General features: G+C 51.4%; 26 protein-coding genes. 11 read left to right on the top strand and 15 right to left on the bottom strand.

The window, feature by feature from the left end; translation table 11 throughout:
* Positions 1-131 precede the first annotated feature (131 nt).
* Complete coding sequence (locus tag ACR0AK_RS13595) at positions 132-908, bottom strand: 2-keto-4-pentenoate hydratase (protein WP_170791781.1); 777 nt, start codon at positions 906-908, stop codon at positions 132-134.
* Between the two features lie 209 nt (positions 909-1,117).
* Positions 1,118-1,738 (bottom strand): cysteine hydrolase family protein, encoded by a 621-nt coding sequence (locus tag ACR0AK_RS13590; protein ID WP_480793713.1) that lies wholly within the window; start codon positions 1,736-1,738, stop codon positions 1,118-1,120.
* A gap of 286 nt (positions 1,739-2,024) precedes the next feature.
* Between ACR0AK_RS13590 and ACR0AK_RS13585 the strand changes: the two genes are divergently transcribed.
* A complete protein-coding gene (locus tag ACR0AK_RS13585) occupies positions 2,025-2,510 on the top strand; it encodes a GNAT family N-acetyltransferase (RefSeq protein WP_170791783.1) in 486 nt (161 codons plus the stop codon).
* A gap of 475 nt (positions 2,511-2,985) precedes the next feature.
* On the opposite strand, the gene ACR0AK_RS13580 is transcribed toward ACR0AK_RS13585, so the two are convergent.
* The 5 genes from ACR0AK_RS13580 to ACR0AK_RS13560 all read right to left on the bottom strand — a co-directional run bounded on the left by ACR0AK_RS13580 (position 2,986) and on the right by ACR0AK_RS13560 (position 8,385).
* Positions 2,986-3,753, bottom strand: a complete 768-nt coding sequence (locus tag ACR0AK_RS13580) for a DUF302 domain-containing protein (RefSeq protein WP_480793712.1) — start codon at positions 3,751-3,753, stop codon at positions 2,986-2,988.
* Between the two features lie 106 nt (positions 3,754-3,859).
* Positions 3,860-4,234, bottom strand: coding sequence for a DUF4345 domain-containing protein (locus ACR0AK_RS13575; RefSeq protein WP_480691591.1), 375 nt, complete (start codon positions 4,232-4,234; stop codon positions 3,860-3,862).
* A gap of 235 nt (positions 4,235-4,469) precedes the next feature.
* On the bottom strand, positions 4,470-4,766 hold the full coding sequence (locus ACR0AK_RS13570) for a hypothetical protein (RefSeq protein WP_480793711.1): 297 nt from the start codon (positions 4,764-4,766) through the stop codon (positions 4,470-4,472).
* Positions 4,767-5,688: 922 nt separating this feature from the next.
* The gene (locus ACR0AK_RS13565) at positions 5,689-7,233 is read right to left on the bottom strand and encodes a ShlB/FhaC/HecB family hemolysin secretion/activation protein (protein ID WP_170334787.1); all 1,545 of its coding nucleotides are present in this window, start codon (positions 7,231-7,233) and stop codon (positions 5,689-5,691) included.
* A gap of 219 nt (positions 7,234-7,452) precedes the next feature.
* Positions 7,453-8,385 carry an SdiA-regulated domain-containing protein gene (locus tag ACR0AK_RS13560; RefSeq protein ID WP_170334789.1) on the bottom strand — a complete coding sequence of 311 codons (933 nt, stop codon included), beginning with the start codon at positions 8,383-8,385 and terminating at the stop codon, positions 7,453-7,455.
* A gap of 181 nt (positions 8,386-8,566) precedes the next feature.
* On the opposite strand from ACR0AK_RS13560, the gene ACR0AK_RS13555 reads away from it, so the two are divergent.
* Positions 8,567-9,325, top strand: a complete 759-nt coding sequence (locus ACR0AK_RS13555; RefSeq protein WP_170520100.1) for a DUF4956 domain-containing protein — start codon at positions 8,567-8,569, stop codon at positions 9,323-9,325.
* Here the strand turns inward: ACR0AK_RS13555 and ACR0AK_RS13550 are convergent, their stop codons facing one another.
* The 8 genes from ACR0AK_RS13550 to ACR0AK_RS13515 form a co-directional block, all read right to left on the bottom strand.
* Complete coding sequence (locus ACR0AK_RS13550; RefSeq protein WP_480793710.1) at positions 9,326-10,267, bottom strand: metallophosphoesterase family protein; 942 nt, start codon at positions 10,265-10,267, stop codon at positions 9,326-9,328. It lies immediately after the preceding gene.
* Positions 10,257-11,690 (bottom strand): hypothetical protein, encoded by a 1,434-nt coding sequence (locus tag ACR0AK_RS13545; protein WP_480793709.1) that lies wholly within the window; start codon positions 11,688-11,690, stop codon positions 10,257-10,259. Before ACR0AK_RS13545 ends, ACR0AK_RS13550 begins: the two co-directional genes overlap by 11 nt.
* 19 nt (positions 11,691-11,709) lie before the next feature.
* Positions 11,710-12,342 carry a hypothetical protein gene (locus tag ACR0AK_RS13540; protein WP_480793708.1) on the bottom strand — a complete coding sequence of 211 codons (633 nt, stop codon included), beginning with the start codon at positions 12,340-12,342 and terminating at the stop codon, positions 11,710-11,712.
* A 132-nt stretch (positions 12,343-12,474) separates the two neighbouring features.
* Positions 12,475-12,648: a hypothetical protein gene (locus ACR0AK_RS13535; protein ID WP_480691601.1), complete on the bottom strand. Its 174-nt coding sequence runs from the start codon at positions 12,646-12,648 to the stop codon at positions 12,475-12,477.
* Positions 12,649-12,690: 42 nt separating this feature from the next.
* Positions 12,691-12,996 (bottom strand): hypothetical protein, encoded by a 306-nt coding sequence (locus ACR0AK_RS13530; RefSeq protein WP_480793707.1) that lies wholly within the window; start codon positions 12,994-12,996, stop codon positions 12,691-12,693.
* 52 nt (positions 12,997-13,048) lie between these two features.
* On the bottom strand, positions 13,049-13,663 hold the full coding sequence (locus ACR0AK_RS13525; RefSeq protein WP_170575347.1) for a hypothetical protein: 615 nt from the start codon (positions 13,661-13,663) through the stop codon (positions 13,049-13,051).
* 55 nt (positions 13,664-13,718) lie between these two features.
* Positions 13,719-14,018, bottom strand: coding sequence for a hypothetical protein (locus ACR0AK_RS13520; RefSeq protein ID WP_480793706.1), 300 nt, complete (start codon positions 14,016-14,018; stop codon positions 13,719-13,721).
* 345 nt (positions 14,019-14,363) lie between these two features.
* On the bottom strand, positions 14,364-14,663 hold the full coding sequence (locus ACR0AK_RS13515; protein WP_058282225.1) for a hypothetical protein: 300 nt from the start codon (positions 14,661-14,663) through the stop codon (positions 14,364-14,366).
* 571 nt (positions 14,664-15,234) lie between these two features.
* Here ACR0AK_RS13515 and ACR0AK_RS13510 point away from each other — a divergent pair.
* From ACR0AK_RS13510 to ACR0AK_RS13470, 9 genes are all read left to right on the top strand, one after another.
* Positions 15,235-15,750: a DUF805 domain-containing protein gene (locus ACR0AK_RS13510; RefSeq protein ID WP_480793705.1), complete on the top strand. Its 516-nt coding sequence runs from the start codon at positions 15,235-15,237 to the stop codon at positions 15,748-15,750.
* A gap of 73 nt (positions 15,751-15,823) precedes the next feature.
* A complete protein-coding gene (locus ACR0AK_RS13505) occupies positions 15,824-16,594 on the top strand; it encodes a hypothetical protein (RefSeq protein ID WP_480793704.1) in 771 nt (256 codons plus the stop codon).
* Between the two features lie 37 nt (positions 16,595-16,631).
* Positions 16,632-17,114: a hypothetical protein gene (locus ACR0AK_RS13500; protein WP_480793703.1), complete on the top strand. Its 483-nt coding sequence runs from the start codon at positions 16,632-16,634 to the stop codon at positions 17,112-17,114.
* A gap of 384 nt (positions 17,115-17,498) precedes the next feature.
* A complete protein-coding gene (locus ACR0AK_RS13495) occupies positions 17,499-17,882 on the top strand; it encodes a nuclear transport factor 2 family protein (RefSeq protein WP_170564961.1) in 384 nt (127 codons plus the stop codon).
* A gap of 136 nt (positions 17,883-18,018) precedes the next feature.
* Positions 18,019-18,522: an aggregation factor core gene (locus ACR0AK_RS13490; protein ID WP_170564958.1), complete on the top strand. Its 504-nt coding sequence runs from the start codon at positions 18,019-18,021 to the stop codon at positions 18,520-18,522.
* A 13-nt stretch (positions 18,523-18,535) separates the two neighbouring features.
* Positions 18,536-18,988, top strand: a complete 453-nt coding sequence (locus ACR0AK_RS13485) for a TspO/MBR family protein (protein WP_480793702.1) — start codon at positions 18,536-18,538, stop codon at positions 18,986-18,988.
* Between the two features lie 65 nt (positions 18,989-19,053).
* A complete protein-coding gene (locus ACR0AK_RS13480) occupies positions 19,054-19,554 on the top strand; it encodes a CIA30 family protein (RefSeq protein ID WP_480793701.1) in 501 nt (166 codons plus the stop codon).
* Positions 19,555-19,813: 259 nt separating this feature from the next.
* Positions 19,814-19,984 (top strand): hypothetical protein, encoded by a 171-nt coding sequence (locus ACR0AK_RS13475; RefSeq protein ID WP_159453907.1) that lies wholly within the window; start codon positions 19,814-19,816, stop codon positions 19,982-19,984.
* Positions 19,985-20,350: 366 nt separating this feature from the next.
* Positions 20,351-21,118 (top strand): hypothetical protein, encoded by a 768-nt coding sequence (locus ACR0AK_RS13470; RefSeq protein ID WP_480793700.1) that lies wholly within the window; start codon positions 20,351-20,353, stop codon positions 21,116-21,118.
* Positions 21,119-21,155: the final 37 nt, after the last annotated feature.

The raw sequence follows: 21,155 nt of genomic DNA, 5'->3' as shown, positions 1-21,155 counted from the left end.
CGACACCGAGCCTAAACCGGACCTGGTTAAATTGCGTCCCAGATTTGATGAAACCAGTGGAAGACCATCATGGTCAGCTATTGAGAGTAACTTTTCTTTGGTGCGGTCGGCGTCACCACTCTACCAAGGCCTCATGTAAATCGTACTGATAGCTCGGTGTCCATCACGCCACCAAAACCAGCTGACCATTCTTCACCCGGAGACACTGGCCATGCGTCTGTCAAAGTACCGGTTGTAACCAGCTCGCCTGCCTGAAGCTGGTCGGCTTGTGAGAGTAGAGACACAAGATGAGCCAGGACTTCAATTGGGCCTCCAAGCGCGTTTTCACCTTTGCCGGACTCGATGGCCTCGGCGCCCTTGAACAATGCTAGTGGCACTTCGGCTAAGCCGGTCAAGACATCATGCGTAGCCGCGATTTTGTCGCCAAGAACAAGGCAGCCGTGCAATCCTTGTGCAGCGATTGAGTCTTCGACCGAGAATTTCCAGTTGGGATAAATCGATTGAACAATTTCAAATCCCGGGGCCACCCATTCCACGCAACCTGCCAACTGCTCATTGTTCATTTCAGTTGTTGGTGCATGTTTAAGGCCCAGTACGATTTCTGGCTCGATTCTCGGTTCTGAATAACTTGCCAAGTTTACCGGCTGATCAGTCGAAAACAGCCCATCTGCGTGGACCTCTCCCCAAATGGGTTGATCCACACCGTAAACAGGCCAAATCGTGCGGTTCGTGAAGCCGACTTTTCGGCCGACTCTTTCTTTGCCCAGAATCTCGCGGACACAACTAGCAATCGAATATGCGTCATCCAGCGATAGCTGTTCTGCCTCTGAAGACAGTTTAGGTATCTGCTGGGAAGAGGTCAGGGCATCAGCAATTGTCTGAGCGTTAGATTCAATATCTCTTGTCATATTCGCATTATACGCGCCGACGGCTGGATTGCGATGCAAGCGAGGTTTTGAAGGGCCATCGTCGCACACTCAAAGGCTTGCACTGAAAGTGTCGGTATCTTCTGCTTCAAGTGGGCAAGTCCAAGGCGATCAAGCAACAAAAATCTCCACCCGTTTGTGCACCCTAAATAATTGTGCGCCCCAACTGCTAATAACAGTTCGATTGCAATTTAGAGCGAGGTGATCGCGTTGATCACTGCTTCTCGGCTCTGAACAGCGCCGGTTTGTAGATACTCCATAGCTTTGAGAGCAGCTTCATGGGCTTGGACAGATGACCCTCCAACGCAGTCCTCTACAACGCGGCAGAAGTAGTCTGATTGGTGGCCATCGACGAATGTGTAGTGCACACAAACATCCGTCAAACCGCCGCACAATAAAAGTGTGTCTACTTTTAAACCGCGCAGCAGGATTTCGAAATCGGTTCCAAAAAATGCAGAATACCGTCGCTTCGGTACGATGTAGTCACCTTTGCGATATCCCATCTCATCTTTTGCAACTTCCGTTCTTGGATCACCTTCGAGACAGTGTATGTCTTCGTCACCATCCAGTTCACGGCCGAAGTCTATCCTATCGGGACGATGGACTTCTTGGATGAAAATGACTGGCACATCGTAATCATGTGCGGCATCAACCAAATCACGCGCAGCGATCATGCGCTCTTTGTAGCCCGGCATGTTGTCGATGGAGCGTACTTCGCTGTCATCAATAAACGTGCTCTTTTGAATGTCGATTACGATTAGGGCAGGTCTACCCTCGATCAGTTTCCTGGCTTGTTTGGCTTTAGTTGCCATGTTCGACCTCTAATTTGCCAGGTCGTCCTGAAAAAACGCCCTTGCTTGGCCGGGTCGTCCCAGCGGGCAGATCAAACTTGACTAAATGTGCAAGTGATTACGGTCAAGGGTGTGCTGCGTTGTTGTGGAATGAAAAGCATGTGTTCGCGCCTGGGGCAACATTGCTCGCAAAGCTGCCGCTAGATGTGAGCGCAGAGAGAGTCTGCGCCGAGCGCAGATTGAGCAATGGTGCGAGCAAGACCGACGGCGGCTATACAACTTGACCCATCGTTCATAGTGTAAATGCATGAACAGATTTCGAAATGCCCAACCCTATGATGCAATTCGATGCTTTGAGATCGAGACTGATGCCTATGAAGGCGACGAAGCGGCTACCCTCGAAAAGATAGCAAAGAGAATCGAGGTCTATCCCGATGGTTTCCTCATTCTCGAAATCGAAGGCGAGATTGTTGGCTTTGTGAATTGCGGATGTGCGTACAACGTTGAAATGTCTGACGAGGAATTCAAAGAACTTGCTGGGCATGACCCTGACGCGCCAAATGTCGTTATTATGTCTGTCGTCGTGGATCCGGAGCATCAAGGAAAAGGCCTATCGCGGGCATTGATGACTGAATTCGTCGGCCGCATGAGAAAAATGGGTAAATCCGCGATCTACCTTATGTGCAAAGAGCATCACGTTCCGCTTTATCAGAGATTTGGGTACAACTATCTTCGTCCATCAACCTCTGATCATGGAGGAATGACTTGGCACGAAATGTCTATGGAAATATGAACCGTTGGTTGAGCCACGGTGAGTGGACATTCAAGGCCGACCAAGCCGCGCTACATTGAAAGGGATTTGCCGCGACCTCGCGATTGAGTTGTGTGTTCGGTTTGGGTTGAATTATACCAGTCAGAATGCACTTTTGATTGAGTTTTGATGCGTTAAAGTTGATCGTATTACGCTACGACAATCGAATTTTGAACGTGTATAGTGAACCGTGCAAACTTATGGGCAAATCGTGCAAACTTATGCGCAAATGCTGCGCAAAATTATGGGCGAAGACCCCGAGATTTTCTGAATAAAATCAATGTTAGGAATGCAGCGTTATGCGCGTCCCTACACTTGTGTATACTCGCGCCCAGGGCAACATTGCCCGCAAATTGCCGTTAGGGGTTAAGTGTAGCGATGGTCTGTACCCAGCCCAGAATGGGCAGCTAAATACGGAATATAGCAATTCAGAAAAATTGTGACTTCCGACCAGCGGCTACTCAATTGCAGTGCGAAATGTTGAGGTAAGCCGTTTGTTCAAACCGTAATGAGGTTCGGCTGAAGAACCGTAGTGCAATTCCGCCAATGCAGCGATGTCATTGAAAATCACTACGGAGCCGCCTTCTTCATTCGCGTAAACTAGTAGTTTTTGGCAAAAGGCATCCAAACCAATTGCCGGAAAGCCCGCCATAGCTACGCCACCGGGTGCTGGTCCGCCGAACAGTAAAAGTACCGCCTCCGGCAGGTCCACCCCCAGTTGGGACGCTTCGGTCGCAAAATCGATTTCCCCAAACCAGACAGTATCGTCCTGCCCCATCACGGCTGTCCTGAGACGTTCGACTGCCTCTGGTACGCTGAGCTGAGATCGCAGTTCGATGACCCCATAGTCGGCAAACAATCCGCTGATTGGCGCTGGTGCTGCATCCAAGCCGTTCAGAACTTCGAGCAGCTTGCTTTCAAATGTATTTAACGCTTGGGTGTCATTCAGACCATGCCGCACTTTGAGAAACTGAGAGTCTGTATAGGCGATCTGCGGGCGATCATCCTGATCGAAGGAAAGAGCGCGAAAAGGAAGGTCCAAACCTGCTCGTATGTTCTCTTCCAGAATGGGCGTGTTTACCTCTGGATCAGAGAAAATGAGTACACGTGATGCTGGCATTACTACGCCTTCAGCTTTGGCCAAGCGCGCGTGATCTATCGATGCGATTGGAGTAGCTCCCGCTTCGACAACGGCAGTCTCAAGCTCTAAAAAGTTTTTGTCCACCGCAGTCTGGACAGATGACGATTGAGCCAGACCGGATGTCGAAACCGACGCAGTTGTAATGATCGAGAGAACAAAGAAAAACCTCAGCACTTTAACACTTCCTGTTTCATTGTACTTTTCTCAGGGAAACCGCCGCCAGAGCTGCAAAAGCTATCTCGGCCGCAAGGTAAAATAGAAGCAACCCGTTTGGAACTCCATCGATAAGAATGCTTAGCATGCGTCCAACAGCCAGTCCCGACATAAACAAAAACAGAACCCAAAGCGCAGGGCGTTGTAATTCTGGTTTCGAAGCAGCCGCCAACCAAAACAACGCGTTTGCCAGGTAAAGACCCATAATCGCTCGGAACACGTGGGTTTGGTTCGTTCCTTCCACTGGAAATCCCAGTAAAACTGGGATCGAACTACCCGGCATCAGGCCATATGATAACGCAATTGGCACGAGGCCGACAGCAGCAAGCAGAAGGACTAATCTGGCACTCATGGAGGACTCCTTCTCGTAGAGGTTTCGCTTTGTTGCGAAATTCCTAGTCGGTTTTTTGGGCACCCGATGATCCGAGCCGGATGCCCAAACAGCACTCAGAAAAGCATATTGTATGCCTCATTAACCTTCTGAGAGATGACACCTTCGGTTGATGTCTATTCGTCAACTTAACCTTGGTTGGATACCAGCTTCCCACTCGGAAGAATTCCTCTAAGGCTTCAAGATGTGCCTGGCGCTACTGCTGCTTTCGTTTGACCGAAATAATGCAGCCAGAGTGTTTTGGATGCCGAGCAGGTACATCCCGTGCCATTGCGTCCACGTTTCCGAGGTGCCGCAACGCTCCGTTGTTCAGCAACACGCCTCGTCCAGCATCATACCGGCGCTGTCCAAATCCGCTGGCTACGCATTCCCAGTCTTCCTTGGCTGCCGCGTCGCGGAATCTCGGTAGGTCGTGCGGGTCATGTCGTCCAGGTGTTGCTGCGACGTGATCGTGTTTCTTCGCATTGCTTTGGTGGGTTAAATGGTGGGTCACTTGTGTTGTGCCAGGTTGCTGGACAGTACCGGTTGTCGGCCTCGGCTTAGGGCGCATGATTGTCACGACGCCTTGTGGTTTCGGATGTCCTGGGACTGCCACGTGAGTTGCCGTAGGTTTTGGTGTCAACTGTGGAACCTGACCAGGAACCGCCGTGGGAACCTGATTGGGGGTTGCGGTTGGGACAAGCGGTGGTGTCGCCGTAGTACCGCTGGGTTGCGGAACACGGCCGGGCACTGCGACCGGAATCTGGTTTGGTGTTGCAGTCGGGACGAGCGGTGGCACAGCAGTTTGTCCAGTGGGCTGAGGTGGGACCTGACCAGGAACTGCGACTGGTATTTGGTTTGGTGTTGCGGTGGGCACAAGTGGCGGCACCGCTGTTGGGCCGGTGGGTTGAGGCGGAACCTGGCCAGGGGTAGCGACCGGAACTTGATTGGGAGTTGCAGTCGGAACTTGCGGGGGCACCGCGGTGGGACCAGTAGCCAATGGCGGAACCTGATTTGGAACAGCTGTCGGAACCCGGTTTGGTGTCGCGTTTGGTGCCAGAGGCGGAGTTAGGGTCGGCGCTACTACCGGCGTGGGAACCTGACCAGGAACCGCTATTGGTGTCGCAATAGGAACCTGACCGGGAATTGCGTTCGGGACCGCGCCCGGCGCAAGGACTGGAACAGTAACGGACGTGGGCGTTTGCTGCGTTCCCTTAGGCGGCAACTGATTTGCCACCGGCTGAGTTGGGCCAGTAACTTGATTACCTGCCCCTTGCCCACCAGCCTGCCCGCATCCTTGGCTCGACTGGTGTGGGTTCCCTACGCCTCGGCACCACCCGTAGTGATTTCCGCGGGCAAAGACCTGAGTAGCGGCCAGTTCTGCAATTAGACAAGTTGCGGTAAGTACAGCAATTCGGTTCAGTTTCATAACATCCTCACCAACTTGTTGTCAGAGCAAGATACGCGCCAGGATCGCCAGAGTCGGTCAAAGGGCCGTCTCTCAAAGGGACACCGACATATCCGGACAGGAATAGATTTTGCTTAAACTCAATGTCCAACCCGAGACCTGTCGATGCCAGTGTAGCATTGTCAACTTCAAAACTCGCAGGGTCATTGTTCGAGATGTAACCCACGTCGAAAAAGGCAAAGGGTGTTAAGCGATGGATGCTCTGGGAACTGGGGAAGTAGGAATGAGACACTTCGAAAATCGCGGAAATCCCGGAATCACCATCCACTTCGTCAAAACGATATCCGCGCAAAGCGTAGCGATCACCAAGGAAGTACTCTTCGACAGAGGGCAGCCGGTCTGTTGTGTACTGCCCCCAGATCTCGGTGCGCCAAGCTGTGTTGGGCGACAAGCCCGTTAGTGGGCTTTCGTATCCGATGCCGCCTCGTAGATGCCAGAACGAAGAGTCCCCGTCGTCAAAATTCGCGTCTGTCGTTTCATTGTCATTATCGCCAAAAGATAAGGTTAGCCCCGCTTCCAGAGCTTGTCCCTTTGGATAGTTTTGCCCGTAAAGATAAGTAAGGCCAACGACACTCGCGTCACTGGATAATGGAACGCCGCCACTGACTGAGTCCGCTTTTGAAAGGCGATAATCCAGCAGAAAGTATCCATATCGGGCTACATCTCGGATTACGGGGTAACCCATCGCGACGGTGAAGTTTTCGCCGTCAATATCTGTTCTAGCAAAATTTCCTGAGAGGTCACGTTTTGCGTTTATGTTCCCGTAGAAGATCTCACCGTACAGACCATTACTGTTCAGCGGGGTGCGATAGGTAAGAGCGCCCCATAAAGAGTGTTCATCGTCTTTGTCCCAATTGTAATTGCCTGAACCCTCAAATCGCAGCAGATCCCCAACGGTCAGTGTCGAATAAAACTCTTGTACGACATAGAAACTGAGCGCTTCCCCAAGCTCACGCGGAGGGTTGTCTAGTGTCGCACTACCGGCTTGTTTGCGCAGAGGTTCTCCCAATACTCTCAGCCGAGCACCAGCCTGATCCGGGTAATCAAGTTCGGTCGACACGTCCAAATCGGGTATGTCCTCGGCTAGCATAACCGCCCGCTCAAATCGTTTGAGAGTTATTGGATATGCGGTGGTGAGGGGCTGAAAAATCTTCTCTAGTGTTTGGAACGTGCGAGTATCTACGCCTTCAATTTCGATGGTTTGAATGCGCCCTTCATCAACAATTATGCTCTGCCCATCGGGACCGGGCCAGGCCTCAGCCAAAAAGTAACCGTCTTCTCGGTAGATCTGAGTAATCGTTGATGCGACCTCCACCGCTGTGATGCGCCCAGACCGATTGAAGGCCAATTGACCGGCAAAAGTTAACAGCTCATCCGCATCATACACCGTTACGCCGCTGACCGAGTGCTGGGACGCGATGTCCCAGGTTTGGGCAATGCTACTTCTTGGAACTGATGCAGTGGCCACAAGAGTGCAAATGATCGCAAAAACAACTGAGCTGAATACGCGCATTTTTGACAACCTTAAAGTGACTGAGCATGTTGAAGTCCAATGTTATTATGTGGTTCGCATGTGTGAACCTGACGCTACTCGAATATATTGATGGGTGATGTTTTTAAGAAACACAGTGAACAGAACGCAGATTTACTTAATATGCCGCACATACGACGGCGCTCAATTACACAACCCGGCTTTTCAACAAGTTAGAGTAGAGAACTAGTAGAACAGTCCTCACAATTCCGGTTGCTCAAAAACATAAAGCCGCGATTTCTTGGCATCGTCTGTCAGGATATAGAGAAGCCCTCTGGTTTCATCGAGGGCGATCCCTTCGGGATGTTTAACTTCTTTTTGTTTTCCATCTTCTGTGAACGTCAAACTGATAGACTTTACGGACTTGGACTCTGGATTGTAGACGAAGATCTGACGGCTTTTGTCACTCACAATCCAAAGAGAACGCGAGGACCGGGACCATGTCAGGCCACTCAAATCCAGTTCATCATCATCTACACGCTCGGAGATAAAACCTGCATCGCGGGCTAAAGGAATGATCTCAATAATTTCGTCTAGCTCTGGCGATAACACCATTAACAACCTTGGTTGTCCCTCAATGCCAACGAAGACCCGCCCGGATTCCGGGTCAACGGCGATGCCTTCGGGTCCCTTGTTCAATGGGTTGCCGACGAGTGATGCAGCGGCGGTCGGGTAACCTTTAAGAGATGCGAGAGGTATTGTCGTCAGTTGAATGGGGTCAGTTGGGTGAACGACTAGGATTGATCGGTCAGTTTCTTGAAGCACCAAAACAGACCCATCTTTTCGAGGTGCAACACCCTCCAAATCTGATCCTGCCAATGCTGGTAACTTGAAAGAGTTTCCTAATACCCCGTCGACTCCGAGTAGGTGCAGTTTAGGTTCGGCATCACTTACAGACCACAAGAAGCCTTCAGCGTTAGACATTGCCAAACCGGAAGGCTCTGAAAATCCCTCTGATTTGTCTGCCACCTTGAATTTATCGACCAGAACCAAACCAGCACTTTCAGCGTAGGCAAAATCGGTCCAAGGCAAGAAGGCTGCCGCAACCAAGCTGGCCGTAAAAGCGAGTCGTCTAAGTTTGCAGAAACACCGTGAAATTTCAGCTTTTGACGAAAACACTCTGTTTTCTGTCATTGGATTCTCTCGCGCTTGGACCACATCCCTGTATCAGCGTTCGTATCACAGTCCGGATACGATGTCCGAAGAATGCACTGTAATCTCTTTACCTGATCCCGCCTGTTGCGATTGAATTGAATAGGGCACGATGTGCTTTTGTTAAGCTTAAGCCTTTGGCTTGAGCAGGAAGGAAGACAAGTTGAATACGACCCTCACACTTGTGACCGTGTTGTTGATGCTGCTGTTGCCAGGTGCTGCGGTGTCACAAGTCGACCCTGCGACGATGCTGGCCGGGGCTTCGGGGTCAGAAATCGTTATCGAACGCCGGTGGACGCAGTTTCGTGGCAAACAGGAACTGTATTTCTTTACTCTCGATGTGATCGTCACGATCATTCTGGCTGGCTTGATCGTCTATCATCCGGTGAGACGTAAAGCCCGTAGAAGCGTCCGCGACATAGTTATGCCAAGGCTTTTCTTCCTGTATGCGCTTATCGGCATGGCGGTTGGTTTTCTGGTGGTTCAGCACGGGTCAATGATCGGTTTTGTCATATTTGGAATCGGAGCGTTGCTCAGGTTCCGCTCCAATCTCGATGATCCGGTGGACACTGTCGAAATGATAATCGTGACTGTTCTTGGTCTTGCGGTCGGTTTGGGCTTGCCGCTGATGGCCACACTGGTGGCGGTTGTATGTTGGTGTTTCATTTGGCTCGGTGGACGAAACAAGGGTGTGGAAATTTCGCTCAAAGCTTCAGACGAAGAACACTCATTGAACGTCAGCGGTGCCATTGAAGCTATGGCCGCAGACGCTGGCTGGAAGCTGGTCAGAAAACACCACGTCCCCGGAAAGTCTCGCGTCTCATTGCTTTTCATCACCTCGGGAGGGCTTTCAGAAGCCCGGATAGAAGAGATGATAAACGATCTGGTCCCTGATAAAGTTGAGCTGAAACTCAACCTCTAGTCATTTCACAAGGTCTAAGCGTTTCAACACCGCATTCGGGGATCTGATCTCTTTCGGGAGCGACTTGAAGTTTACCGACCTTTCGAAGTCAGGGCCTCGATATACTGCTATCCCAAACTCTCCGTTCGGCTGGAACGTAACATGAGTGAAGCTGTGAGGTGATCTGGCGCTATCGCCAATAAGCCGCCGCGGACCACCTCCCAAACAAGCTTGAGAGACATAAGCCACACCGTCTTTCCAACCGGGGTAGAAGGCATGATGGTGGCCTGACAGATGCAAAACAACACCGCTTTCCAGATAGATTTTTTCAAGTGTAGGGTCACCGATGATTTCGCGTTCGCGCTGGATCGCGAACGGCCAAAGTGGGAGGTGACTGAAAGTGACAATCGGGTCCCCGTCTGCACCCAATTCCTGTAGCCGGTCCTGCTGGTCACCGGATAGCGGACCAAGGGTCGTTGCATCCAGAGACGCAAACACAATGCCCTGCATCTCAAACGCGTAGAAGAACGGGTAGTCATCTGAAACTAGGAAATCAACGTCTGGTTTTCTCGGAGCCCATTCCTCGGCGTATATTTTTCTTTCACGCTCGAACCCACGGTAAGCAGAGGCATCATGGTTTCCTGGCGTGACCGCAAATGGAATGCCGGCAGCCTCTAAAGGATCTGATACGGCCTCGTGAAACGCCTTCCACATCTCCCTGACCTGTTTGTCGGACAAGTTGGGAATGCGCTGTCCCGCGACCATATCTCCGGTCGAAATAACCAGATCTGGATCAATCTCGACTATCCGCTTAATCGCCTTGTCGACGCGCGCATCGTATTTTACCGAGCCATAGCTTCCGTTCAGATCCGATATTACGATGACATCCAAAGCCACGGCTTTGCAGGCGAGCAGCGCGGTCCAAATGAATGCCGCAAAGAGCGTAGAAAGCTTACGGGTCACTACAGTTCACCGCCTTTACTTCTGTGTCGCCTCTCAAAAAGAGTGCGACAGGATCCAAGTCGAACATCAAATCACCATTAGAACAATTGTCCTGGAGGATGGATGTTGCCAGCGCGGTGTTTTTTACAACTTGTGCAATCTGCCTATCTGACAACCCAAGGCTCTGCGACAACCATTCATAAACCGGGCCTTGCGATTGAAGGTCATTATTCAATGCAACCAAGCGCCGATACGTACTTGGAGAGAAGTGCCGCATTTTCTCTAGCATTTGAGTAGATTTTGCGAAATTGGCATACTCTACCCGCCCACCAGCATCGTTGTCGTTTAGATTGCTGCGACGGATCAATAATGCGTCGGCGGGAACATCTCCATCGTTTGGCTCATGGTGCTTGGCCTTCCTATGCTTCAGGCCTCCGTCTTCGACCCAATACCAATAAGGTGTGAAGTCTATGTTTCCTACGCGGTCCTGCTGGCTAAAGATGAAGTCGAGTAGAACAATCTCGGTGAGTTCTTGCATCCAAAATGCCATCTGTTGGTCACTGACATCGGGGCCGAGATCCTTGTTGATCATCCGGTCTTTTCGTCCTTCTCTGACGCCCTCTGCGATTGCCTCTGACAATGGTTTTGAAGAACGCAAAGCCAAGAAAGCGGGCGTTTCCTGAAAATCGCGGTTCTGACCTTTCCCCCAACCGGATTTACGGGTGCCGTTGATTTCCGAGCCGTATCGATGGCCAGGGCTATCAAGCAGCACACCGTATATTTGCGTGCGATCCGATGTGAATAGATCATCTGTCGGTTGGTATGAGTTCGGGTCGGTATCCGCAGCTGCGAAGACCCGCCAGCCTTCGTGGTTCATGCGCCCGCCATGAGAACCACCGGAAATCGCAAGGCCAGGCTCGGCGACCTCGGAGAAATGCGCCTGGGCGTCCATGCTACGCCAAACGGCTACTGGAACTTTGACAGTCGCGTCGAAATATCTGGAGAAATGATAGTAAAGCAGTGAAGACGTGGAAAACGTGCCACTGGTGCCTTTTTGGTTCATGGTGGACTTGAATTTAGCCACCCTGTCCTTGGCCAGATCTTTTGCCGCCTTTCCCTCCTTGCAAGCGTTTCTCTCGAATTCAGAACGGTTCCCCACGTAAGGTCCTTCCGAAATATCGTAGACGGCCATTCCTGGGCTGGTGCTCCAGGTTTTCGGGCAAATAGCAATTTCGGAGGCATAGAAATCGATCTCGCAATAGGCAGTTTCTTCTTCAAGATCGCTGTTCCTGTACTCGCCCGTTGGAACTTTTTCGATCCGAATACAGCGTTCCGTAACACCATTGGGACTATCAAATGTCGTGGTTTCACCTAGAACATCGTCGTTCGCCCACAAGACAGTGGGTGCAATGAGAGCAAGTGACCCCAGAAGATTGAACTTCATTTGGATAGTCCTCCCGGTATCATTTAGGGCAAATCGCTGCCTGTTGTTCGGTGGAGATTTTCAACTTGGGGTCGACACTAAAGTTGGAGAATTTTGAGTCGATCCACTGGTCGCACCCGCCTGAACATGGGGCCCCGTTTCGGGCATCATTCCAATATTCCTTGGCCCTTTCTTCTGTCCAACCGCAAAACTGAACGAGCGCCATCGCCGACAATGCACCTGAGGAATGAACCCCCCACATACAGTGCACCAGAACAGGGCCCTTTCCAGGGTTTTCAATCACCTCGTGTATGGACGCCATGACAGCACCGGGTCGGGAGGATCTGGCGCTTTGATAGTCAAAGGATCCGTTTCCACAACTGGTGCGACCGTATTCAGTGTTTTTGCCAAAGTCGGCATAAAACCCGGTTGAAAACCCTTCACCGCACAGAGTTTCGCGTTGACCCTCACTTAGGCCCGTTCGATCCTTGTCGCCGCCCTTGAAACCGGATCGATACAGGACACCGCTTAAGACCGGGCGAAAAAAAGCGACACCATCAACACCGCCGTTGCTACCCTTTGAAAGCAATTGACTGTCGCTTGGGCCACCGTTTCGACTGGTCACGTCAGAATTGGCAGCGGTTGCGAGAACACCAATGAATATGAGGGACATCAAAAACCGCATGCCAGCTCCTTCCTATTCTTGAGCACTTGATGGTTACACTCTTCCGACCTGATAATCTCTCGGAAGGGCTAGTTCACGATAACCATTTCAAGTGGGCGATTAGCTTTCCGCTGTGAAACTTTAGATGGGCCACACCAGATTGATGATAACAACGACTACGAAGTAGGCTAGAACAACTTTCCAGTTCCATTGTTGCTTGTTTTCTTCATTGATCACCCCCGCCGATTTCAATGCCATGTTTGTGATAACTAGAGCGGCGATGATGACCGCCGCATGTGCCAGGTCGAAATGCAAGTGTGAGCTCCTTCTTTCAGATTTGGGATTGATGGAATTTTGTCAGCAGTCACTTGATGGCAGCATTGCTACATCTGAGTACCTTCCCTCGGATGTCGTGATCCGAGCACATGCACCAGTATCCTTGTTAAACCAGTACGAGGTCAGACCTTCGCTTCGGATGAGTTCAAACCCGAGACTTTGAATGCCCATTTCAGCTTGGCCCGCTCTTGCCCCTTCAAATGAAGAAAGATCGCTAGAGCTGCCCACAGTAGGTGCACTTGCATTCACCGAACCGCTGCTCTCATCGCATGCTGCAAGCGCAGAAATGCACATCGTGCCTATCACCAATAGTACTTTGGATTTCATCTGTTTTTCCTAGCATTTTGGGGGTTACGTTTCGGGGTTTCTAGTCGATCACCTATTCAATTCCGAAAATTACGTTGTAGCTGACGGAAGAGTTGCTGCGATTGATAACCTCCACAACATGATCACCAGATTGCCAAAGCTGTCCTCGATACTCCTTGTCCGCCGACATCAATCCCAACAGTTCAGAACCATCGGGGTTACGAATAACGTAGTCCAAGGAGCCATTTCGCGGAGCAACGCGGACGTAGAGGAACTGTTCGTTTTTGGCACCCAGAACATATTGCTGAGAGGCGCCGGGCGCGAGTTCACCAACGAGTTCTGCGCCGGTGGAGCCAGCATCGAATTTGACACGTTGGCTACCGGTAGAACCGGCGGCGCCTGCCATTGCTCCACCGCCATCATCCATCGCTTCGACAACCGACATCTCGCCGATGCTTCCATCCTTGTACGCGATGCAGCGCCAAAGTGTTCCACCTGCGTCTCGCAGCATGACGAGCGTACCAGCTTCCGAGAACTGAGAGCTTTCAATTGTACCTGATTGACCGTCTGGTCCACCAACCTGCCGCAAATGGTCGATACACGCGTCGTCGGCTTCTGACATTGCAAAAGCAGCTGTGCCCGCGATTGCGAACATGGGTGCGAGGAGTTTGAGTAAAACGAGTTTCATCAGATGGTTCCCTGTTGGCTTGTCCTTACTGTTTTGTTCCGTGCAAAGCGGAACCTCACTTCGCGTCTCTTAACTTTGACAGAAATTCATCGCATGCCTGTGCGCTGCCGACGATCTCGCCCGTCGTTTCCATTCCTTGCAGTGACGCCATTTCGGAATTTACGCGGTTGAGGATCTGATCCGCTTGCTCGGCGGTGATCAGGTTCTCGGCTTGTGCTCCTTTCAATGTTGTGCAGACACCGGCGGACAAGCCTGTCGCAACGCCAACACCCACCGCGGCCCCGCCACCCAAGGTCATAGTCCCAACCACGCCGAGGACGAGCCCGATCACAACACCCAAGATCACTTTTCCCATGTTTTCCTCCCTATTGGTGAGAAAGAGTTCAGTCTTCACTATTGGCGCAAACTGCGTGCCCATCTACAAATCAAGACCAGCGCTAACAGGTTGAGCACAGGCGCAGTCGCCGCGAACCACGGCTTGGCGGACTCCGAAATTAAGTCCGCTACAAGTATCCAAGGCAATCCCAACGGTAGCAGGAACACTCCGGACAAAGGGTCTCGTTCCTGTCCCAACCAGCCAAATGTACCCGTCAAGAATGCAACCAACGCCAACAGGTACATGACCGCGAATACGATGATGGTGGTTCTACAAACCAAGTCGAGCCTCAGCAGATCAAGCCAGTGCTGCGCAGCAGACTGCTCACAATGCGCCTTCGTCGCCCAGGAACTCGATACCAGCTGTCGCGCCATCACTGTAAGCAATGCAATTCCAAGGAGCACGATCCTCGCCAACGCCGACTGTGACCTGTGTTCCCGCCTCGCTAAACGCGGATGAGAGCACCACGACTTGCGAATTGTTCGTCGTGTTGGCTACATCTCGCAAACACGCCTGCTGAGCCGGCGTGAGCTCGGCGGACGCGCTTGATGTACTCGTATCGTCGCAGGCCGCAAGCAGTGCGAAACATGTCGTGCCTGCAATCATCACCATCTTGTTAGACATTTTCTTCTCCCTCTGGTTCCCTTGAAATTAGTGAAATTGGATGGGCTTGTTTGAAGTTCTCGCGTCAGAGCGGGCTATGGAACATACTTCGACCCTGTGATTTCCCTTTCCAACAACTTGTCGCGGGGGGCTTGGCGGGCAGAGCGATTTTACTTTGACTACCGAGACCGCCGACGACGTGTGAAAGCTGAATGACGACACTGGCAAAAGCTCGAGCGAATTCTGGAAATAGGGCGAGTACGTTTAGTCTGAGCATCGCGTCCTCCCAGCGCTCAATCATTGTAAAGTGCCTTCCGACCGCCAGCACTCACTCCAGCAGTCGGAAGGGCTCGGCACAGCGAGCAGCAACGACAACAACGGAGGTAAAATAAAGTTGTGTCGAATTCGCATGTTTGAATCTAATTTTTAATAAATCAATATTTTTTCCGCGCGTAAAATTCACTACGCTTTCGTGCGATAGGCTTCTGCTTTCAAACAAAAAGGTAAGTGGGAGCGTCCATAAGGGCGAATGTGATCTTTTGGCTCGGCGAGGCGTTCTGAGGCCGCACAGAAACTGAAAAAGGATTGAAAGATGGGATTTGGTGAAGCCGTTAAGACGTGTTTCTCGAAGTACTTCCAGTTCTCCGGCCGGGCTTTACGCTCAGAATATTGGTGGTTCTTCTTGTTTGTGGTTGTCGTGAGTGCTGGTTTAGCTGTGCTGGATACGATCATATTCGGGACCAACCCTGAAACAGGGCAGGGATCTCGGGTTCTGTCCTCTGTTTTCCAACTGGCCGTTCTCATACCTATGCTGGCCGCCGGTTGGCGGAGACTGCATGATACAGGACGACCTGGCTGGTATTTGCTGCTGCCGATGGCGCTCAGCATTACAACGCTTTTTGTTATGCTGGGTGGGGTAGCGTTCTTTTCAGTATTGGAGCAAGGGACCGAAAATCCCGATGCCTTGCGAGGACCTGCGGCCGTCCTGGGTGTGACCGGTATCGTTGTTGTCTCAATCCTTCAATTGGTTCTGTCCATTCTGATGATCTGGTGGCTGACACGACCTTCCCAAGAAGGCGCAAACGAATACGGCGCACCTGTTTCCTGATCTGGCTGTCCGGGCAATTGGCTGGAACTTCTGCTGAACGACAGTGCGAACCGTAACTCAATGGAGAGAAAAAATGAGCTGCAATACCATTTCCATTGGAATGCTACTGATGGCAGTGGCGACCACAGCATCAGCGGAGTGGTCGTTCAGCTCCGGGCCCAACCCCAATGCGTTTATTCAGACAGGAAACATGACGCTGGAACTTCAGTGTGACCGTATTCGCTTTGCTCCGGCTGGATTTGAGGACAGCCAGGACATTGCGGACAAGCAGGGGCTTTCCATTCGTTTCTTGAAGAACGGCACCACCGAAGTTGGAGCATTTCAGGTTGGCGCAGAAAACGCTGCCGTGCAGATAGTCGACAACTATCCCGTCGAGGTCAGTTTCAATAGTCTGCCGGACTATGGTTTTGTACTGGACCAGCTTGCGGCCAATGCATCGGTTAATCTGTCGATGATTGATCAAGATGTCAGCTACGGAATTTTTGACTTGAAAGGTTCCGGCGCAGCAATTCGGTCCCTTCGTTCTGCGTGCGATTCAGTAGTTAGCCAAGAGACCTCCTACGAAGCGCCCGAAGGCATCGTCTATTGTGGTGGCGGAGCGAAGAAACGCGTGATCGAACCCGTAATTTTGGACAATCCAGAGGGGGAGTGGGACGCGCGAGTAATGGTCAACGGCGAGTCGATCAGAGCCATGACAGCCTACAGCTACTTCGGAAACTCTGAGCCACCGGCCGGATTTGTCGTCGCCCTTCTTGGTGAAGACAGGTCTGAATTTCTGATTTTTAACGAAGGCTCGGCAAACTGGCTGGAATACGGGGACTACAGGTATGAACAATGCAACTGAAGCCACCTTCCAACCGGCTTCCCAATTGGCAAGCTACTTGAAACGTTTGGTATCTGCGATCCTGCTTGGTTCGGGCCTGGTTTGGACCTCACCAGTTGTCGCGGCTGACGTTTCGCAACTTCCAACCGGTTTGCGAGCAAAGGTTGATCTGGCGGCGCAGGTATGCGCGGAGTTCAACAACGGTCAGTTTGACTTAGATTGGGGCGCGGTTGAAAGGGTCGATCTCGACGGAGATCTACAACGCGACTGGGTTTTGAATGAGTCTGGTTTTGCGTGTTCGAGCGCCGCATCTCTTTACTGCGGAACTGGCGGATGCATGTCGCACTTCTTGATTGAAGAGGAGGTTCAATCCTTGCTCAACCAGGGCTGGATGGTTGTTGATTTTGGGCGTCAACGCGTTGTCGTTGCGGATATTCATGGATCCAATTGCGACGGAATAAACCCAACGCCTTGCGTCACCGCCAGTGTTTGGGATGCGGACGCTAAGACGTGGCGCTCGTCTGCTGGCGATTGGGAATAAGTCGCATTTGAGAATTGCAGATAAGCCATAGGAGCTGGTTTGTTCGATGGGTTCTCTGTGGCACGCAAACTTATGGGCAAATCGTGCAAAGTTATGCGCAAATACCGCGCAGAGTTATGGGCAATCTTCCAAGATTTTCTTCAATGAAATCAATGTTGGGAATGCAGCGTTATGAGCGCACCTACAGCGTGTGTGGCCGATCCTGATGGAAATCATATTCACATTGGCTTCGAGGAAGGCGAGTGAGTGACCAAACCTCGAAATAGTAGGAACACAAAATCAAGCTTGCAACTACTTGCCAATCAGTGATCGAGATCCTTGCCGGCTTGCCTCCAAGTACTTCACAGGTCAACAGTTTCAGTAAACGTCGATCTGGAGATCAGCATGCCGGACCTCGAAACAAACAAGAAAAACGTCATCGCTTTCTACGAAATGATGTTCAATGATTGTCGACCGGCCGAGGCCATAGCGACCTTTGTTGGCGAAACCTATACGCAGCACAACCCACATGTTGGCGACGGCAAGCAAGCCTTTATCGAATATTTCGAGCGCATGGCTGCTGAATACCCGGGAAAGCGCGTGGACATAAAACGTGCCTTTGCTGAAGACGACCACGTTATTCTACATTGCCACCAAATCTGGCCGGATGGTCTCGAGTACGCAGGGATCGATATTTTTCGCCTGGATGCTGATGGTAAGGTTGTCGAACATTGGGACGTTCTTCAAGAAGTTCCAGCAAACAGCGAGAATGACAATGGCATGTTTTGACTTAACCGTTCTGACAGCGGTGCAAGGAACTTCGAAAGGCCCTGTCGGCTGAGCCACTATAGTCAAAAGTCATAAGTCTGATCCAAGAAACCCGCCGAAGCGTATTTATCAAGAACCCTTTAGCAAGGAGATAAATATGCTCCCAAAGAGTATTCTTGCGGCGACACTTGGATTAATTGCAGCTACTTCGCTTCAAGCTGGTGTACAAATTCGCTTTATAGAAGGCGCACCCAAAGACCGTTTTGTTCTGACAAATGTCGGAACGTGCCTAGTTGAAGCTTCGACGGTCAAAATTGATTTGTCGCAATCTACCGGACGATTGATTTTCGACGTTACCGAAAAAGGTGCGGGCGTAGAGGTCTTTCAACCTCTCGAATTCGTTGAGGGTGTGGATGCTCTGCGGCAAATTCCAGTGGTCTTGGACGGGCAAAATACAATTGAACTTGAGATCGCATCCCTCGCAGCCGGGGACAAACTCGCCTTTACCATCGATGTGGATGACACCATCGGGCAACGCGAAATCACCGTAACAGGGTCGGAGATCGAAGGCGCCACGGTATCATATTCCGATGCGGACAAGGTCAGTACTGCAACATTCTCTTCCGAAGCGCTTGTCAACGTGACGACCAAGGATTGCTGAAAGCAGTCCCGCAATGTCGAATTTGTTGATCCGCATAGCATTTCTTGCGCTCATGTTGGGAGGCGGCATCCTGATCGGGACACTGACCGCACCTGGCGAATGGTACGCGCAGCTTTCTAAACCGGTTTTCAATCCACCAAATTGGATTTTTGGGCCGGTTTGGACGGTGCTTTACGTCTTGATCGCTTTGGCGGGTTGGCGCCAGTTCGAAGCAGACCGAAGCTCGACCGCCATGACGCTGTGGTGGGCGCAGATGGGTCTGAACTTTCTGTGGTCCCCAGCCTTTTTCGTACTGCAACTGCCATGGTTTGCTCTTGTGATCATTGTCGCGTTGTTGATTGTCATCGTCATGTTCATCGCTCGGGTCAGGAATTCAGATCGGGTTTCCGCACTGGCCTTCCTGCCGTACTTTGCGTGGGTCGCATTTGCCACGGCCTTGAACTTTTCTATCGCGATACTGAACTGAGAAAGAACGATATGCGTGGAAACTTCGCTGGGCTTGTTTCAAGTCTTTTTATCATCGGATCTACAATGGCACAGGCTGGTGAAAATCTTGCAGAAGACTTCTCCGAGTCTCCGGAGACGCGTTGGGACTACGTTGCCGACACCGTCATGGGAGGAGTTTCCTCAGGGCAGGTGCAGTTTCGTTCAGACGGTGATGTTGCATTCGCGCGGTTGACCGGATCCGTCAGTACAAAAAACAACGGTGGCTTCATCCAGTTTCGACGCAAGTTGCCTGATCGGCCAGATGCGAGTGTTTCGGGCGTCAGGCTCTTGGTGCGGGGCAACGGCGAACAGTACTTTGTTCACCTCAGGACGCGTGGCACGGTGCTTCCGTGGCAATACTATCAGGCCGGGTTCGCGACTTCTGACAAATGGACCGAAGTCTCTTTACCTCTGTCAGGCTTCAAGGCTTCAGGTGCCATGTTGCGCGCTATTCCCGTTGCTGACGAGATCACCTCAGTCGGAGTTGTAGCCTACGGGCGCGATCACGAGGCCCGCGTAGATGTCAGCGAGATTGGCTTCTATTGAAGATCTCCCAGGCGAGGGCTGTGATCTTCTAATAAGTCAGCAACGCCGGTATTTCTTCGTCTGCCAGTTCCTGAATGCGGATGTGCTGCTTCTTCTTATTAGATGCTGAACTTGTCTTTTCTGAGCGAATATTCAGAGTAGGCTGCTTTCTGAAGAGACAACTCGTCTGGCAGTCTAAAATTAAGAATACTTAATCAAAGCAAAGTACTTTCAGCAAAAAACAACTCCCACATGACGCTTATCTAAAGGAGTGAGTATCATGAAGAGGATTGCAGCTTTGGGCCTTGTTGCCCTGACCCTATCATTTGTTGGCACTGGTGCGTTTGCGGAGTGCTATTTTGGGAACGATGCGGTAACCGGGGCGGAGACGATCATCTGTGAGACAGAGAGTGGCTTTTCCAGCTGGGGCACAATGATCGCTGAAGCTTGAGCATTTCGGGGCACAACACCAGGCTTTCTGTGAGTTAGGGTGAATCAGATCGAACTCTGCAATTGGTAACACCAAAGCCGAGGAGCACGCAGCGCCGGGAGTGGTGACTCAACAGACTCTTTGATAGTTGTTGCACGACGCGGAACCTCGGGTTTCGCTGCGTTTCAAGAAGCTGCTCAAGTTCTTCACCTTGGTTTGCATCGCTGGAATTATCAAATTCACGCAACATTGCGCCAATTCTTGGCGTTCTCCGGCTCTCTGGCCAGGCAATGTGATGGCCTTTGTTGTCAGGAGTTCTATTGTTCTTTGTATTGACCCGTCACGACACCGTCCCACCTTTCTAACTCAGATTTAGGAGAATCCTGAGTGTTTGTGAGGATCACCGCCTTGTTGATTTTTGCTGTGTCGGCCCCGGCCATGGCATTGCAGCTTCGCGAAACAGGGCGTTATGAGCTCAATCAACCCGCAAGTCTGGACTACGATCCAACGTTTTGCGGGTTGTGGATTGCGAACGAGGGACCCGAGGCCATTCTCGTTACTTTGCAAGGTGATGAGTTACGCCGCATATCCAGCGATCTCTTCCGTATCAAGGCAATTGCTATCGAAGGGGATCACTTGTTGGTAGGCGACGGTTTTGGCAGCCTCCAACGTGTCACTAAGGAAGGAACCGCTTTAGGAACACCCTTTGAACTTGAAGGTGGATTTGCGGATACCGAGGGGATCGCGATCAATGCCAAAGGGCAGATTGTAACCGTAGAAGATGACCCCGAACGAATATCTTGGTTCACTTCAGAGGGTGCTTTGACGGCAAGGTTGGATACCATGAAGCTGTCTCCCCCCTTAAGCGAGGCACAGGGCATCGCAATTGACCCACGCACCGGTCACATGTTGATCGTTGATGACTGGGAAGGGTCAAACAGCCTGTATGAGTTCACGGCAGATGGCCAATTGCTTGCTCAGCAAAGCTTGTTGGAGTTCGGAACCGACCCGGAAGGCATCGCCATTAGGCCGGGGTCCAACCAACTGTTCGTTGCATTCGACGGTGGCGCGAAGATCGTGACATTTGACTACACACCCACCTTGCCTGAAGGATCGCCGCCGCTGCCTCCGGGCGCGGATTGTATGATCTTTTGAGAATTTGGCTGCTTGCTTGGGGCGACGCAGGTTTCGG

The organism is Ruegeria sp. BI12 (assembly GCF_056537985.1).
Note: the sequence above shows the minus strand (reverse complement) of the source record. Positions and strands in the feature narration are given on the sequence as shown.